The organism is Clostridium moutaii, from assembly GCF_041205085.1.
In the GTDB taxonomy this organism is placed as follows: Bacteria; Bacillota; Clostridia; order Clostridiales; family Clostridiaceae; genus Clostridium_B; species Clostridium_B moutaii.
In genome coordinates this window covers 48,669-65,362 of sequence record NZ_JBGEWD010000006.1, presented here as the reverse complement: position 1 = coordinate 65,362, position 16,694 = coordinate 48,669, and the positions used below count along the sequence as shown (strand labels likewise).

The 16,694-nt window shown below is 31.7% G+C and carries 17 protein-coding genes and 1 pseudogene; 10 read left to right on the top strand and 8 right to left on the bottom strand.

What is annotated here, in order from left to right; translation table 11 throughout:
- Nucleotides 1-24 precede the first annotated feature (24 nt).
- The 3 genes from AB8U03_RS07870 to AB8U03_RS07860 all read right to left on the bottom strand — a co-directional run bounded on the left by AB8U03_RS07870 (nucleotide 25) and on the right by AB8U03_RS07860 (nucleotide 2,152).
- Nucleotides 25-669, bottom strand: a complete 645-nt coding sequence (locus AB8U03_RS07870) for an acetylglutamate kinase (protein ID WP_369704001.1) — start codon at nucleotides 667-669, stop codon at nucleotides 25-27.
- A gap of 167 nt (nucleotides 670-836) precedes the next feature.
- Nucleotides 837-1,532 carry a hypothetical protein gene (locus AB8U03_RS07865; RefSeq protein ID WP_369704000.1) on the bottom strand — a complete coding sequence of 232 codons (696 nt, stop codon included), beginning with the start codon at nucleotides 1,530-1,532 and terminating at the stop codon, nucleotides 837-839.
- A gap of 386 nt (nucleotides 1,533-1,918) precedes the next feature.
- Nucleotides 1,919-2,152, bottom strand: coding sequence for a hypothetical protein (locus AB8U03_RS07860; RefSeq protein WP_369703999.1), 234 nt, complete (start codon nucleotides 2,150-2,152; stop codon nucleotides 1,919-1,921).
- 248 nt (nucleotides 2,153-2,400) lie between these two features.
- On the opposite strand from AB8U03_RS07860, the gene AB8U03_RS07855 reads away from it, so the two are divergent.
- The 5 genes from AB8U03_RS07855 to AB8U03_RS07835 all read left to right on the top strand — a co-directional run bounded on the left by AB8U03_RS07855 (nucleotide 2,401) and on the right by AB8U03_RS07835 (nucleotide 7,529).
- The gene (locus AB8U03_RS07855) at nucleotides 2,401-2,853 is read left to right on the top strand and encodes a flavodoxin family protein (protein ID WP_369703998.1); all 453 of its coding nucleotides are present in this window, start codon (nucleotides 2,401-2,403) and stop codon (nucleotides 2,851-2,853) included.
- A gap of 308 nt (nucleotides 2,854-3,161) precedes the next feature.
- Nucleotides 3,162-3,665: a DUF4489 domain-containing protein gene (locus AB8U03_RS07850; RefSeq protein ID WP_369703997.1), complete on the top strand. Its 504-nt coding sequence runs from the start codon at nucleotides 3,162-3,164 to the stop codon at nucleotides 3,663-3,665.
- Between the two features lie 395 nt (nucleotides 3,666-4,060).
- Nucleotides 4,061-4,381 (top strand): putative heavy metal-binding protein, encoded by a 321-nt coding sequence (locus AB8U03_RS07845; RefSeq protein WP_369704115.1) that lies wholly within the window; start codon nucleotides 4,061-4,063, stop codon nucleotides 4,379-4,381.
- A 15-nt stretch (nucleotides 4,382-4,396) separates the two neighbouring features.
- Nucleotides 4,397-5,053, top strand: coding sequence for a pentapeptide repeat-containing protein (locus tag AB8U03_RS07840; protein WP_369703996.1), 657 nt, complete (start codon nucleotides 4,397-4,399; stop codon nucleotides 5,051-5,053).
- Between the two features lie 235 nt (nucleotides 5,054-5,288).
- Nucleotides 5,289-7,529: a HelD family protein gene (locus AB8U03_RS07835; RefSeq protein WP_369703995.1), complete on the top strand. Its 2,241-nt coding sequence runs from the start codon at nucleotides 5,289-5,291 to the stop codon at nucleotides 7,527-7,529.
- A gap of 89 nt (nucleotides 7,530-7,618) precedes the next feature.
- Here the strand turns inward: AB8U03_RS07835 and AB8U03_RS07830 are convergent, their stop codons facing one another.
- Both AB8U03_RS07830 and AB8U03_RS07825 read right to left on the bottom strand, forming a co-directional pair.
- Nucleotides 7,619-8,080, bottom strand: a complete 462-nt coding sequence (locus AB8U03_RS07830) for a redoxin domain-containing protein (RefSeq protein WP_369703994.1) — start codon at nucleotides 8,078-8,080, stop codon at nucleotides 7,619-7,621.
- Between the two features lie 57 nt (nucleotides 8,081-8,137).
- A complete protein-coding gene (locus AB8U03_RS07825) occupies nucleotides 8,138-9,214 on the bottom strand; it encodes a GIY-YIG nuclease family protein (protein ID WP_369703993.1) in 1,077 nt (358 codons plus the stop codon).
- A 77-nt stretch (nucleotides 9,215-9,291) separates the two neighbouring features.
- Here AB8U03_RS07825 and AB8U03_RS07820 point away from each other — a divergent pair, with 77 nt between their 5' ends.
- The 5 genes and pseudogenes from AB8U03_RS07820 to ndk all read left to right on the top strand — a co-directional run bounded on the left by AB8U03_RS07820 (nucleotide 9,292) and on the right by ndk (nucleotide 12,568).
- The gene (locus AB8U03_RS07820; protein WP_369703992.1) at nucleotides 9,292-9,468 is read left to right on the top strand and encodes a hypothetical protein; all 177 of its coding nucleotides are present in this window, start codon (nucleotides 9,292-9,294) and stop codon (nucleotides 9,466-9,468) included.
- A 28-nt stretch (nucleotides 9,469-9,496) separates the two neighbouring features.
- Nucleotides 9,497-9,619, top strand: a complete 123-nt coding sequence (locus AB8U03_RS07815; protein ID WP_369703991.1) for a hypothetical protein — start codon at nucleotides 9,497-9,499, stop codon at nucleotides 9,617-9,619.
- 98 nt (nucleotides 9,620-9,717) lie between these two features.
- Nucleotides 9,718-11,133: pseudogene (locus tag AB8U03_RS07810) on the top strand (amino acid permease); the annotation flags it as partial.
- An 84-nt stretch (nucleotides 11,134-11,217) separates the two neighbouring features.
- A complete protein-coding gene (locus tag AB8U03_RS07805) occupies nucleotides 11,218-12,054 on the top strand; it encodes an aldo/keto reductase (RefSeq protein WP_369704114.1) in 837 nt (278 codons plus the stop codon).
- Nucleotides 12,055-12,169: 115 nt separating this feature from the next.
- The gene (gene ndk, locus AB8U03_RS07800) at nucleotides 12,170-12,568 is read left to right on the top strand and encodes a nucleoside-diphosphate kinase (protein WP_369703990.1); all 399 of its coding nucleotides are present in this window, start codon (nucleotides 12,170-12,172) and stop codon (nucleotides 12,566-12,568) included.
- A gap of 360 nt (nucleotides 12,569-12,928) precedes the next feature.
- Here the strand turns inward: ndk and AB8U03_RS07795 are convergent, their stop codons facing one another.
- From AB8U03_RS07795 to AB8U03_RS07785, 3 genes are read right to left on the bottom strand one after another with little or no spacing between them, the layout of a single operon-like run.
- Nucleotides 12,929-15,172 carry an ABC transporter permease gene (locus AB8U03_RS07795; protein ID WP_369703989.1) on the bottom strand — a complete coding sequence of 748 codons (2,244 nt, stop codon included), beginning with the start codon at nucleotides 15,170-15,172 and terminating at the stop codon, nucleotides 12,929-12,931.
- A complete protein-coding gene (locus tag AB8U03_RS07790; RefSeq protein WP_369703988.1) occupies nucleotides 15,172-15,870 on the bottom strand; it encodes an ABC transporter ATP-binding protein in 699 nt (232 codons plus the stop codon). Before AB8U03_RS07790 ends, AB8U03_RS07795 begins: the two co-directional genes overlap by 1 nt.
- The gene (locus tag AB8U03_RS07785; protein WP_369703987.1) at nucleotides 15,871-16,515 is read right to left on the bottom strand and encodes a TetR/AcrR family transcriptional regulator; all 645 of its coding nucleotides are present in this window, start codon (nucleotides 16,513-16,515) and stop codon (nucleotides 15,871-15,873) included.
- Between the last annotated feature and the right edge of the window lie 179 nt (nucleotides 16,516-16,694).

Here is a 16,694-nt window from a genome sequence, read left to right as displayed (position 1 = left end):
GCTCTATATTAAAGATAGTTAAGGCTATCTGGTAAATTTTTCTGGAAATTGCTTGATAATTCCTTTTGCCATCATGTCTGCCATTTCTAAAGCTTGTCTTTCAATTTCATCATATGTTGTGATACTTGCCTCATAATTTTTGGTAAGTAAATCAACTGCTTCAGATTTAGTAAGCTCTAAATGTCTATGGAGCATATCCTTCCATTGATCCTCGGACCAATAGGGGTTGATGCTGCCCAAAAAAGCTGCAATTTCATCAGCATTGGCATACCATTCTTTTTCAGCATCTGCTGCTGCACTGCTGTTTCCTGCTTTTGCTGCGTTTACAAGATTTGCTGCGATTAAAAGATGATTCGTAAAAAGATTGCTGAATTTAGAGGCAATTTCATCACCATAAAATTTTTTTAAAACTGCTTCAAAATCCAGGGGATTTTGGAGAAGGCGGCGGGTGGCCGAATCCGTACCCGGTAAATCAAATACTATACCGATTATGACTATTCTTGTCCAGACAACATGCTGTTCCCACAACATACGAAATTTATTCATTAAAGCTAATTCTGATTTGGTGATTCCATAAGGAGTCGGACAGTTACTTTGAGAATATTCATATCTATGGTATTGAAGCGGGCAAACATTAGTAAGCCCTATTACTTTTGGACATAAATGCAAATTTATCACTGCTTTATCAATTACTATACCCTATATAATATGAGTAATTAATAGAAAGGTTCTGCATATATTTCATTTATCTATTTAGTATGTTTAATTAAAGATCTGAGTGGATGAAAAAGCTAGGAATTTATTAAAGATAATTATTAGAAATTCTTAAAAATAAATTATCTGCTATAGATATATTTTCTGTTGTTTTTAAGTTGTATATATCCCACTGTTATGGTATTGTCATCATTTTTCAATATGTATATACCGGGAGTATTATTGGAGCCATATAAAATGGAACCGTAATTTCCCTGCTCATCTGCCATGCTTGATGAATACCAGTAAGTTTTATTGCCAATTTTATAAGTTATTTCACCTCTGTCAAAGGTTATAGAATTATTCTTATTATTTTTATCGGTCCAACTTCCATTCAAGCTGGCTAAAACATTTAGATATTGTCCATTGGTTTCTGTAAAATTTAAAATTTTCCCTCTTACTTCATGGCCTTGACCATTTGAAAATTTAATAATAGCTTTTTCATTATTTATCCATGTCACCTCATAAGACATATTGGAAAATGGCTTATATCCATTTCCTAACCTTAATTTTTCAACAAGCCTTATAAATATTTTATGACTTTTAGTATATACCAAGCTGTAATCTGCTTCATTTTTTGTTTCCTTAACTATAAACATATTTTTCCCCTTGGAAAAATTAGATTGGAATTGTATATTATCTATACTTTTATAAATTCCTACTGTATTTATTGATGCCAATATCAAGAGCACCCAAAAATATGTCGATCTTGTTTTCCTGTTTTCAAAGTATATTGATAATGCCGATAGTATTATCAAATAATTTATCACATTATACATATAATCATGTACTAGGTATAATCCCCTGCTTTTTTCCGCATACTCCAGAAATATCCTTATGAACAATAAAATAAATGTTATGAATATTGTTATTTTTTTATATTTAGCCATGTTTTTCAAATTTTTTCTCTTCTTTCCTTAATATTTATGGAGCCTGATTTCGGGTTGCACTTTATACCTTATAAGGATAATTGCAAAAAATCTGCTTAAATATTTCCTTAGTAAAAAGGGAATAACTCCTTAATTATTAACATAGGCTGTCCTTAGACTTTTATATAACTCAATTAAGTTAACGTGTTTAGCATCTTTAGAACTGTAGTTTCCTATTCTAAATGCCAATTGTACGAATAAGCCTATGCTGCAGGCAGTTAATAGGGCACCAAAACTCACGGGCCCCCTAAAAAATATCGAATAATCAATACACTGCCTTCAATTATACTTCGTATAAGCCATACAGGCATATTGGATTTTTTTACTAACACTTCCATTAAACCATCTCTTGGTCCAGCGCCTAAATTTACTCTTAAATAAAAATAGGTGGCCCAACCCATAATGAAAATTCCCAAAAACAACATGGAGATCTCTCCTACAAGACCAGTTGGATGTTTAAAAATATTCAATTTTTGGATTAAATCAATAAACATTCCTAATTGGTATTGATTTTAATTTTCATATCTTAATTCTCCATATTTTAAATTATTGTAAATTGCTTTTCTATATTATAGCGAACTTAGAAGTGATTGTCCAAGTGTATTTTCAAAATGTATTTATATTGAGATAAAGTTAGTATAATGTTGATTGCTTATCTGTTTTTGTCGATCAATAAAGTATGCTAATATATACAGTAATAGGAAGGAGTTAATATGCCATGAATAGTTTAATAATTTACAAGTCTACAGAACATAAAAATACAGAAAGAATAGCCAATCAAATTAATCAGGTTTTGAAAGGTGATATAATGAATCCGGAAGAAGTAAATGTAAATGAACTTGACAAATATGATTTGATAGGGTTTGGATCCGGAATATTTTATGGCAAGTTTCATAAGAACATGGTAAATTTGATAGATAGCTTTGGAAATTTTCAGAGTAAAAGAGGATTTGTTTTTTCAACCAGTGGGCAGGGAAAGGCAGACTATAACAATTCGCTTAAGAATAAGCTGGAAAGCAAAGGATTTGATATAATTGGAAGCTTCGCCTGCAAGGGGTTTGATACCTATGGACCATTTAAAATTTTTGGTGGAATAGCTAAGGGAAGGCCAAATGAAAGTGATATGACGGCAGCAAAAAAATTTGCTGCCAAATTGCTAAAGGATAAATAACAGAAAGAATTATAAATAAACTTTAATCAAGTGATTCTTGAGTTTAGGTGGATTTGTCCATAGGGTAAATATATCATATAAAAAAGAGTTGATAGCTTGTTATCAATTCTTTTTTATTTTTGGTGCAATTCATTCTAAAAAACCATCCAATAATCAGTGCTTGAAAATAAAGAAATAATTTTAACTATCATCACCTTTTTTTCACCACATCATATATTATAGTAGAAGCCAATGACAAAATTGTCAATTATATTTATAAATATTTTTTGCTTTATTTTAGGCGTAATATAAAAAGGAGGATTTTGTTTATGAATTATATGTCAAGATCTAATAAAGACAACTGTGATCCATGTAATAATATAAAAAAGGAAAAAGATTGTACTGCTATTGTAAAATGTGGTTGCCCTAGTTCAACTACACTGCCTGCTGCTACGGTTGCGGGAACTACTTTTCCTCTTGCTTCACTAACATTAAATACTCGTGGATTAAAAGATCCATGTATTAAACTTGAATTTGCAAGTAATCTTGTTGCAGCTGTTGCTTTTACCGGTACTGTAAATTTTCAAGTATTTAAACAATGTGGAAATCAACTTACCCCTACCCCTATCGGACCTGTATGGACTTTTTCACTAGTAGCATTACTTTCTAGCCAAACATTCTCATTTTTCGTTTGTGACTGTGATTGCAGCTGCTTTAGTGACTGCTGTACCTATACTGTAGTTGCCACTGTTACTAGTGCAGTTACTGTTGGTACACTTGCTATCAACAATGCAACACTGGGAGCAATAGCTACATGTGGAAGTTCATGCTAACAACATGATCATATCAAATATACAACTCAAGGTAAACAGCCTTGAGTTTTTTTATGAACAATTTTGGACTAGGAACATAGGTTATGTTAGACTATCTTGAAATTTTTTTATTTTTTATACTGCAAATTAAAGCATTCAAAAGGCATGTGGATTTTAGGGAAAGGATATGTTATGATACTAATACGTGGATTAAATAGTTAAATACCTAGGATTTAATATAAACAATATTTATGAAGTGATTCTTGGGTTCGAATGGAGTTTGCCCATAGGGAATACCTTTCGTATCTGAACTTTGGAAGAACTTATTCATGGGTGTAGCAGTGCTTATCACCCACTTTACGAAGCTGGGAATATTTTAATAAAGAAAATGTAAAGTTAAAAATGGAGGTATAATGATGATTGTGACAACCACAAACAGCGTAGAGGGAAAGAAAGTTTTAGAATACAAGGGAATTATTTTTGGTGAAGTGATTTCTGGTGTAGATGTTATTAAAGATATTGCGGCAGGGCTTACAAACTTTTTCGGGGGACGTTCAAAATCCTATGAGGGGGAACTTATACAGGCAAGAGAAGAGGCATTAAAGGAATTGGAGGATAGGGCATCTGCTGTTGGAGCAAATGCAGTTATCGGTGTGGATATCGACTATGAAGTACTTGGGCAAGCTGGAAATATGCTTATGGTAACTGCCTCGGGAACAGCAGTAGTAGTTGAGTAAATGGGAGAAAATTATATGGCTGATTATAAGAACAATACAAAAATACTAAAACCGAGAATTTCAAATGATTTATCTGCATTGCCATTACTAAAAAAGGATATATTAGATGAAACTTCATTTTCAGAAGCAATTTTTAGTCATTGTCATATAGAAAATTGCCAAGCAAAACGGGTTTCCTTTAAACAAATCATATTTGATAATGTAGTATTTACAGATGTTTTATTGCAATATAGCGACTTTACAGATGTAAGATTTGAAAATTGTGACTTATCCAATGTGGATTTTAGGGAATCCTCTATATATAGGGTGGAATTTATAAATTGCAAGCTTGTTGGAACCAATTTAAGTGAATCCACCCTTAGAAATGTCCGATTTAATAAGTGTAATGGAAAGTATGCATTTTTTAGATTCACAGATTGTGTGCAGATATTATTTGATAATTGCCAATTGGGTCTTTCTGATTTTCAGGAAAGTAAATTTTCTAAGGTGGAATTTAAAAATACAGATATGAGTCAATGCCAGTTGTTTGGTACTAGTCTCAGTGGAATGGATCTCTCTGAGTGTGATATTGATGGATTGGGGGTAAGACTTCAAGATATAAAGGGTGTTATAGTTACATCCATGCAGGCGCTAGCACTTTCAACATTAATGGGAATTGTAATTAAAGAATAGGAATTCCTTGGAGAAGACAATGAAAAATCTATGAAACTGGAATCATCATTGGGTTTTAAAAAAGATAGAAGTGTTCCTGTAAATAAAAATGTATAGACTTTACTTAAGTGTAATTTTTGTATATAATAGAATAGTTACAAATAAAACAATTATACATTAAATATTATAGTAATTATAGCATAAAACACTTATGATTGTCAATGATTATTTTTTTAAATTATAGGAGCGTGATAAAATGAGTACTTATGTGCAGGACAGAGATGAAGAATGTAAATATCTTGAGGGTACATTGAGTTTTATAAAAAAAGAATTGGACAGTGAAAATTATAGCTTAAATAACAGGCAAAAAGAGCTTATTGATTCCAGAAGAGAAATGTGGAAAAACTCTGTTCATTTTTCAGATGATTTCGATAGAATTCCTGAAATGAACCAGTATTTATTTGAAGTTAATAACCAGGCAAGAAGCTATGAAGATACTCTTAAAAAAATAAAAAAGTATGAACAAATGTTGGACTCACCTTACTTGGGAAGATTCGATTTTAAAGAAGATGATTTTGATGAAGTAGAAAAAATTTATATCGGTTTATACAACTTAATAGATGACAATACAAATTCAATTTTAGTGTATGATTGGCGTTCTCCTATTTCAAGTATATTCTACCAATATGAGATGGGCAGATGCTCCTATAATTCACCTTCAGGAATAATTTCCGGCGATATCCTGTTAAAAAGACAATATAAAATTAAAAACGGTAAGCTTAAATATTTTTTTGACAGCAGTATACAAATTAATGATGAAATCCTTCAGGAAGTGCTAAGTCGCAATGCATCTTCCAAAATGAAAAACATTGTTAAAACAATTCAAAAAGAACAGGATATAATCATAAGAGATAATGATAATGAACTTTTAATGGTACAAGGCGTAGCTGGAAGTGGTAAAACTTCCATAGCACTGCATAGGATTGCTTTTTTGCTGTATATTGGAGTAAGTTCAAAATTGAATTCCAATAATGTAATTATAATTTCACCTAATTCTGTTTTTAGTAAATATATTTCTGGAGTTTTACCTGAACTAGGTGAGGAGAATGTAACCGAGATAACCTTTCATCATATTGCAAATAAAGTCCTTGAAAATAGATTTACAATTGGGAACCGGAGCCACCAACTTGAAGGTTTAATAAATTGTCAAGATGAACAGGATTTTAATTTGAATGTAGACACTATTGAATTTAAAGGTTCTAAAATATTTATAGAAATTTTAAATAGACTAATTCATCATTTTGAATACAGCTTGATTTCATTTCAAGATGTATATTATGATGGTAAAATATTAAAAACAAAACAGGAAATAAAAAATGAATTTCTTAATAACAAAATAAACATACCTATATCCACAAGGCTTAAAAGAATAGAGAATATAATACTTGATAAAATTCATCCACTTAGAAAGATAAGGCTGAAAAAGATTATGGAAATTGTAAAAAATTCCGATGGCCATGAATTGGAGATCAAATCTTTCAGTAGATTACTTTCAATTAAAGAAACAAAAGCATTTATGAAACATCTTCATGAATTTACAGAGGTTGACTACATGAACTTATATAAATTGTTATTTGAAAAAAGCTGTCTCTTACTTAAACTATCACATGGAATGAAACTTCCTCCAAATATTAAAGAGATCATATACAGGACTAAAAAAAATCTCAATAAAAACTCTATTAATTATGAGGATTGTGCCCCGCTTTTATATATTAAACTCAGATTAGAAGGAAATAAGGATTTTCAGAATATTAAACAGGTGGTTGTTGATGAGGCCCAGGATTATTATCCACTTCAATATGAAGTCCTTAAGCTTTTGTTTGGTAAATCCAGATATACCATACTGGGAGACTTCAACCAATCCTTGGAAAGGGTTAAAAATAAAAGTATATATGATGATATAGAAGAAATACTTCATAAAAAAAAGTCTACAAAGCTTTTTCTTAATAAAAGTTATAGATCTTCTTCGGAAATAATTTGCTTTGCAAAGCAGATACTAGACAATAAAGAGAACTTTATTCCCTTTGACAGACATACAGAAAAACCAAAAATTATATTTAAGGATAATGAAAAGTTACTTTATCATGCCATTTCTCACGATATTAATTATTTTTGTAATGAGGGCTATGGTTCCATTGCAGTAATTTGCAGGACTCAGAAGGAGGCAGATTGTGTTCAAGAAAAGTTAAAACCTTTAATTAAAACTAGGCTGTTAGATATTAATAATGATGAAATTGAAAAAGGTCTATTGGTCATTCCATCTTATATGGCAAAAGGTTTAGAATTTGATGTTGTACTTGTATACAATGTTTCTAAAGATAATTATAAAAATGAATTTGACAGAAGACTTTTATATGTAGCATGTACAAGGGCACTTCACCTGTTAAGTATTTATTATACTGGAGAGAAAAGTCCTTTTATTGAAAATATCAAGTGATTCCTAGGTTCAGATGGAGTTTACTCATATGGAATGCTTCTCTCCACCTGAATATTAGAATAACTTATAAAGATTTATTTTTTAGCAGGTCACATATTTGATAAAACTTGAAGAACTTCATTTATATCGGGCAATTGAGCAGGAGGATATACTTTAACCCATTTTACAATTCCTTTTCCGTCTATTAGTACATTTGCTCTCTTGGATGTACCATCTTTCTCAATAAACAGCCCATAATCCTGGGTAACTTTACCATGAGGCCAGAAGTCAGCAAGAATACTTAAATTTTCAAGAACAAGTGCAGATGCCCATACTTTTTTGGAAGGCTGGGCATCAACGCTCATACCAAGGGGTACTGTATTTAGTTTTTGAAAGTTATCCCAATTGTTTTCCAGTGATCTCATCTGATCTGTACAAACTGGTGTCCATGCAAGAGGATGCCAGGAAAGCAATACATTTTTACCTCTATAATTTGATAAGTTTATAAATTGATCGTGATTATCTTCTAATGAAAAGTTTGGTGCAGGATCTCCTATAGCAATTAGTTTCATAATTTCATCTCCCTCTTATTAGTCAGATATATTATGTCGCATTTATTTAAATATATTCTAAAACAGTTTGTCAAGTTCATTGTCAATATTTTGACTATCTGAAGCATTAATCCATTTCTTTAGGATTATTACATATTTGCAGTTATTAGATTTATTTTTTAAATAGGTATAAACTATTTGAGATTCATCGATTTCTTCCTTTCCAATTTTTATTGAATTTCCTGCATTTTTATTATTAAAGTAAAATAAAATATTAGCTCTAAAAATAGATTTTAAGTTTTCAAAACCAAAATCTTTTATTATATATTTTTTATTAAAAAGTAGTTTATTTCCCTTAATGAGGAAAAATTTAGCTTTATTATCATTTAGATATTCAAGTAAAGCAATATTCCTATTTTTTTCTGTGAATTTTATGACCTTGTCATTATGGAGAAGGTAATTTACTGAACTTATATAATCTCTATACTTGGCAGCATTTTTAAAATCAAGTTTTTCCGAAAAAATACTCATTTTATATTTCATTTTTTCAAGAATACTTTTATCAGTGCCATTGAGCAGTTTTATTATTTTATTTAATATAGTAAGATATTGTTCTTTTGGAGTGCTATCTAAGCATATACCGATGCATAATCCTAAAGAATAATTCAAACAGGATGAAATTTTTGGTGAATTGCTGCTGCACAGTATTTTACAACATTCTTTTATTCCCTGAAGCCCTTTTTCCACTGTGTTTCTGCTCTTATACGGTCCAAAATAGACAGTCCCATCATTTTCAACTAATTCATCGGAAACCTCAATACCAGGATATCTTTCATTGATGCTTATTTTTATATAAGAATAGGATTTGGGGTTTTTCATCTGTTTGTTATACATGGGCTTAATTTTTTTTATTAATTTACACTCCAGAATAAAGGCCTCGAATTCTGTATCGGTGAGTATATAGTCAAAATCCTCTATATTTTTTATCAATCTCATAATTTTGGAAGAATGTGATTTTAAATTTTGAAAATATGACCTGACTCTGTTTTTTAAATTTTTAGATTTACCTACATAAATCACATTGCCAAGAGAATCCTTCATAAGGTATACTCCTGGTGAAGAGGGAAGTTTTTTGACTTTATCCTTTAGGTCCATATTTTGTCCTCCAAAAAATATATGATATCTAAGATTGTACCATAAATATTAACCAAAGCCGAAATTATATTATTAAAATGATGGAAGGTATTGATTTTAAAAAAGCTAAGTGTATAGTTGAGTATGGTACGGGTACAGGGATTTTTACAGAAAAATTACTGGAAAACAGAGATGATAATACTGTAATTATACTTTTGGAATACAATGAAGAATTTTACAATTTACTAAAGTACAGGTTTATAAATTTGATGTAATAAAAATTCTTATGACAAGTATTCTAATATGAGGAATGAAGTGATTGTAGAAATTGAACCTAAATTTATAACTCTTTGCATTTATGAAAATGGCCAGTCATTTAGAGATTTTTTGAATATTGAAAAAAGAAAAGCTTATAGAGAGCTATGATATAAGTATTTAGTTAGATACATAAAACAAGAAAGAATGTTTTTCTTATTTTTGAAACATACTATCCTTAAGATTATATGAACTTGAGGTGGTATAAAATGGAGAATAAACATAAAGGCTTATCTGCATGGCAGATTACAATGATGGCATTGGGTAGTATAATTGGGGGCTCTTTTTTCATTGGCTCAGCTGTAGCTATTCGTGCTGTAGGTCCTGCTATTATTGTATCCTACATACTAGGTGGAATTTTAGTCTATTTTATCCTTTCTGCACTTTCAGAAATGACAGAAAAAGATCCCTCTCCAGGATCCTTTAGGACATTTTCCGCAAAAGCTTTTGGCCCAGGCACTGGATTTATTGTCGGGTGGGTTTACTGGACTGGTATGATTCTAGCTATGTCCAGTGAAGCAGCTGCTTTGTCTATTTTGATTCGGAATTGGTTTCCAGGTGTGTCTATTTCACTATTTGGGAGCATAACAATTATTGGAGTTACATTGCTTAATTTATTAGGGGCTGATAAATTGAGTAAATTTGAAAGTGGTCTGGTTGCTTTTAAATTGCTGGCAATAGTATCCTTTATAATTATTGGACTGCTTTTAATCATGGGCCTAATAGGTAAAAATCCAGCAGTAGGTATGGGTGAGTTGAGACATGAACCGCTACTTTCAGGTGGAATAAAAGGTATTGCCGGAAGCATGCTTACAGTTATGTTTGCTTATGCAGGATTTGAAACCATAGGCTTGGCGGCTGCTGATACCGATAATCCCCGAAAAGTGATTCCTAAAGCAATTACCTATACTGTTTTAAGCCTTGTGGTTCTCTATATAATTTCTGTTGCTGTTCTTCTTCCTTTGATTCCCACCGGGATGGTTAGTGAAAATGTAAGTCCAATGGTGGCTGCTCTTGATAGGCGGGGAATAAACTGGGTGGGAAATGCAATAAATATAGTGATGTTTACTGCCATGCTTTCAACTATGCTTGCAGCTATGTTTGGTCTTGGAAGAATGATTCGTTCTCTTGCAGATGAAGGTTTTGCTCCAAAATTTTTAAAAGATGAGGAAGGTGTTCCTTATAGAGGAATGATTTTTTCAGGTGCTGCAATGCTCTTGGGATTGATGTCTGGACTTTTATTTCCAAGGGTTTATTTGTTTTTGGTAAGTGCAGGAGGATTTGCACTGCTTTTTACATATGTAATGATTGTTGCTTCACAAATTCATCTTTCTAAAAGAGATAAAAAAAGACATGGATATGCCTCCTGGTTTACTTTAATAAGCCTTATTATCGTTATTTTCAGTATGCCTTTTATCCCAGGGCAATCCCCTGGACTTATAGCAGGAATAACAATTATTGCATTTTATTCATTAACTTATGCAGGAGTAAAATATTATGAAAATACAAAAAAATTCAGATATGAAAATGTAAAAAGAAATAATATGGGGCTATACACAGAGTTTTCCAAAGAACTGACAGAGAATCATAAGAATTTAGACAAAAATATAAATGAAAAAGATACAGAAAATGACGGTAAAAAATTTAAAGCATATGAACTTACAAAAGAAGATGTGGAGCAAATTTTTGAATGCAGGGAGGAATTGAATATGATAAAATCTATAGAAGATACTGTAATCTTAAACAATGGGGTTAAAATGCCGCAGCATGGTTTTGGAGTTTATCTCATTACTGATGAAAAAAAAGGGTGCGAAGCAATAGATAAGGCGTTGGAAGTAGGGTATCGTGCTTTTGATACTGCTCAATTTTATGAAAATGAAGCTTTGCTGGGTAAAATATTAAGTGAATCATCTGTAAAGAGAAGTGAGCTGTTCATAACTACCAAGGTAGCCAATTACAATCAGGGATATGACAGCACTTTAAGTACAGCTGAACAATCACTAAAGAATTTGCATGTAGATCAATTGGATCTTTTATTAATTCACTGGCCAAGCAAAAGATATTTTTTTGAAACCTGGAAAGCCATGGAAAGATTATATGATGAAAAAATGGTCAGGGCCATAGGTGTATGCAATTTTGAAATTCATCATTTGGAAGAATTGTGTGCAAAGGCAAATGTGAAACCTGTGGTAGATCAGGTGGAATGTCATCCATATTTAACACAGCAGCCAATTAGGGATTATGTTAAAAAAAATAACATTGCTTTTGAATCATGGAGTCCTCTGGGAAGAGGCGCCGTACTTCATGATACGGTACTTGGCATACTGGCAGAAAAATATAATAAGTCAGTTGCGCAGATAATTATACGTTGGCATTTGCAAAAAGGAAACATAGTAATACCAAAGTCTATAACTCCTTCGCGAGTTGAAGAAAATTCAAAGGTATATGATTTTAGTCTGGACGAATCAGAGGTGAAGATCATAGATGCCCTGAACAAAGATAAGAGAACAGGTGACCATCCGGATGTAATATGGAATCAAATATAAAACCAATATCCCCATCATATTCATGATGGGGATATTGGCATATTAAACTTATGGTATAATTGGCTAATTGATATTTTAGATTTAAAGAAAAATATTGAGAAAGAAGGGTGATATGATGGAAAAAACATTAGTGCTTATTAAACCAGATGCCATGGAGAGAAAAGTCATGGGAGAAATAATATCTATTTATGAGAAAAAGGGACTTCATATAGCGGCTTTAAAAATAATAAAACCGTCTATAGGGATTGCAGAAGCTCATTATGCTGAACACAGTGAAAAACCATTTTTTAAGGAGCTTGTTGACTTTATTACCAGAGGTGAAGTCTGTGCTATAGTTATAGAAGCGGATAATGCTGTAAAGTTGGTTAGAAAAATAAATGGAGATACAAATCCATTGCATGCTGATATGGGCACCATAAGAGGAAAATTTGCAATATCAAAAAATGAAAATGCTGTTCATGCTTCAGATAGCCCAGAAAGTGCTGAACGTGAGATAAGACTATGGTTTTCTTAGATACCTCAATAAGAATTAACAGTTATGCTGAGAACATAAAACATATATTATATATAATATAAATATAGAAGTAATCAATGTAAAAGGTGTTAAGATGTCAAAAATCAAAGTGTGTAAGCATACATTTAAATACAGAGATCTAGTTAAGACCCTAAAGGATAATAAAATTGATTTTAAAACAAAAGACTGTCTCCATAAATGTTCAAAATGTCGTAAAAAGATTTTGGTTAAAAAAAATGATGATTATATATCAGCAAAAACTGTTGAAGGTTTAATGGAGAAATTACAAGCAAAAGGGTAAAATAAAGAGTATATAAAAAGGCTGTCTAAAATATTTTTAAACAGCTTTTTTTAAATTTTTTATTCATTTTCTGATTTTAAAGAATCAATCATGGAAATCCTATTGATCTTTTTCTTGCTTAGAGCTTTGGACAACTCATAGGTCATATATATTACAATAAACCCTGAAATGATGTATATATAATTTATGGTCATAGGAAATGAAATACTCATGTCTTTGGTTACAGAATTAAATAACGAGTGCAGAAATGCAAGGATCAATGGTATACCCAGAATATAACCCGCAATAACTGTGAGTGAAGAACTGTTTAATATGAGGGAGTAAATCTCTTTTTTCCTGTAGCCCAATATTCTTAGCAATCCTATATTTTTTTTATTCTCTTCTATGATTAAAGAAGTTACTACGTATATGACTATAAGCCCGATTATAAAGGATATAGCTGATATGGAGCCTATGGTCACTTTAAGCGGCTGTATAATTGCATCAAAGGATTTTTTTATATCATCAGTTGTAGCAGTAGCCAACAGCTTGTCTTCTGGAATTTTCAGCTTGTTTTTGCTCCACAGACCCATGTAGCTATGAGGCGGATAGCCAAGCATATGGTCAAGTTTTTCAATGGGAATATATATATATTGGCCCAGATAAGTTTCTGCAATGCCATTTATTTTTATGCTGTATTCTTTTGAATCAAGTTTGTTCACAACCCGTATGGTATCATCTGGCTTTAATCCAAGTTTGTCGGCAAGAGGTCTTGTAATAATAACTTTATCAGTATCTAATTTGCTCCCTGAACTGTCTTTTAATGAAATATATTTTGAATTGGAATCTATCCCATATATAGTAAAATTTGTTTTGCTGTTGGATTTCAGATTGAAAGGTACCTCACAAAAAGCTTCACCTGCTGCAGGTTTTCCATTTTGAATGGAATTGAATATATAGGTATAATTATATTTAAATGCCTGATTGAATGAATCCTTCATAAGATAGTCTATGGAACTTTTGGCAGCAAATCCGAAAAGCAGTAACATCGTTGCAAGTATGACCCCCAGTAGAAGAAAGGCACTTCTTGGTATATTTCTAAGCTGCTCCCGAATTTTAAACTTGGTGGAAAATTTCAATCTGTCAAGTTTTAAATTCTTTTCTATAAAACTGACTTTATTCCTTCCGTAACTGTCTCTCATCAATTGTGTTGGAGAATATTTAAGGGTATTTCTTATTACAAAATAGCTGCAAATGCCGAGGAAAATTACAGGCAGAATAATACTTATTGCAATATATTTTATAGTAAAATCCATGGAATCCATAGGCATATTAAAATAGTCCAGCATTAAATTGATCATGGGTTTTGAGGATAGAATTCCAAGGGCAGTACCTGTTAGTCCACCTGTAAGTGCAATGGACAGAGGATATATAAGGTAGTGCTTCATGATTTCCGCTTTATTATATCCAAGGGCATAAAGGGTTCCTATAATTATGGATTCTCTTTTTAACATTCTCCACATGACAGTTCCTGTAAGTATGCAGGTGAGAAGCAGTATGGCAACGGGCATGGAAGAGCTTATGCGATTTATGCTGTTGAGCTTTGCGTTTACATAGGTTACTCTTGGGTTTTCACTGATATTTGTCCAGTTTAGTATAATTATATTTTTGCTTCTTAAATAGTCTTTAAATTGTGATATCCTAGAGTCAATGCTGCCTTTATTAGCATTGAATTTTATACTGTAAAAGCTGTTGCCGCTTTTAAAACTGTTAAAATCTTTCTTGCCTATTACCCCTATTCCAAAACTGTTTGGATCATTCATCAAATCTGATTCGGATTTAAGTGGATATATATAGTTGGGCAGTGACATAAAACCCGATACCCTAAAGGATTTTCCATAGATTTTTATATGATCATTGACCTTGAGTTTATTTGCCTTTGCATAGGCGGGATCAATTAGTATGTCATGTCCACTCAGATTTTTTCCTTCAATGATTGCAGGAATATTTATTTTTGTATTCTGGCTGAATATTCTAAGAATATTGCCGCTGGATACAGGGTAATCAACTGATCTGGTTTCTTCAATGTTCATGTTGAACTTTGTCTCCAGGGAATTTATGCTGTTTAATTTCCTATTTAGTGTAAAATTTGCGTCTTCCTGATTGTAGTTCTTTTCAAAGGAAGATGATATATTTGATATATTACTGGAAAGCAGATTGAACATGGTAAAAAGAAGACAGCTTAAAATGATGAGCAATAGGGAACCCATGTATTGAGACTTGTTTTCCAGCATGGTTCTTTTGATTTTTTTATTTATGACCATTACCACTCAATCCTTTCTGCAGGAATAATATTTTTATTTATCTTATTTTCAATAATTTCTCCGCTCCTTACTTTGAAGATTCTGTTGGACATGGAACTTATGGCTTCATTATGAGTTATCATAAGTATGGTTGTACCAAAATTTCTGTTGATTTTCTGAAGAAGCTTCAATATCTCTCTTGAAGTTAAAAAATCCAGCGCACCTGTAGGCTCATCACATAAAAGCAGGATTGGATTTTTGACTATGGCCCTTGCAATTGAAACCCTCTGCTGTTCACCACCGCTAAGTTCATTGGGGAACCTGTATTTTTTATCAAGCATATCTACATCTCTCAGTACCTCATCTGTAGGCAGTGGGGATTTACTGATATTTGAAACGACTTCAATATTTTCACCTACAGTAAGGTGGGGTACCAGATTATAAAATTGAAATATAAACCCTATTTTCTTTCGCCTGTAATCAGTAAGTTTTTTGTCGGAAAGTCTGGTAACTTCTGTCCTATCTACTAAAACTGATCCGGAATCACAGCGGTCCAGTCCGCCTATTATATTTAGCAGAGTGGATTTACCGGAACCTGAGGGACCGAGAATTACACCAATCTCTCCGCTGTCAAGGGATAAATTTACATTATTTAAAACAGGAGTAGTGACATTACCTGTTTTATAGCTTTTCTTTAAATTACTTACCTGTATGAACATTTATTTTTCCCCCATTCCATTTTTTAAAAGCTCTATCATTGATTTAATTTCCCGTTCATTTATTTCAAAGCCTTCATCCACAATATCACTTCCATTTTTTCTTGCTTTATTCATCATGTGTTCTTTGAATTCTATTGATACTCCTCTAATAAATATGGAAAGCATGTCATCATCTAAGTCTTTTCTTATAAAACCATTTTCTTTACCATTTCGAATTAGTTTTAATGTATATTCATTTAAAGTATCCATCATATAAGACATGGATTCATCAGTTAAATTTTTATATTTACCAAGAAATACATCCTGAATAAATATGATGAGTTCCCTTTCTTCTTTCATCTCAATCCATATAGATTTAGAACTTCTATAAAATAAATCAAAAATATTTACATCCTTATTATCAGAAATAAAATAGTCACCGTACTTTTTACTGGTAAAGTCCACTGTCCATTTTACTGAAAAGAGAAATAGTTCTTTTTTGTTTTCAAAATATTGATACATACTGCCTTTTGATACTCTGGCATTTTTAGCTATATTAGATATATTGCCTTTTTCAAAACCATGATTTAAAAATTCATTTACAGCAGACCTCATTATAGTTTCCTGTTTTTTTTCTTCCAGATTAAAAAATGTTTTTTTTGGCATTACATCACTCCTTTATATTATATGACTCGCAGGTCATATGACTTATTGGTCATAATTATAATACTTGATTGTATATAAGTCAAATTAAGGACCTCTTTTTTATGTCTGATTTTCCATAAAAATAATGGTATAATTACAATATACAACTATAATGAAAATATACTTTTGAGAAATAGATA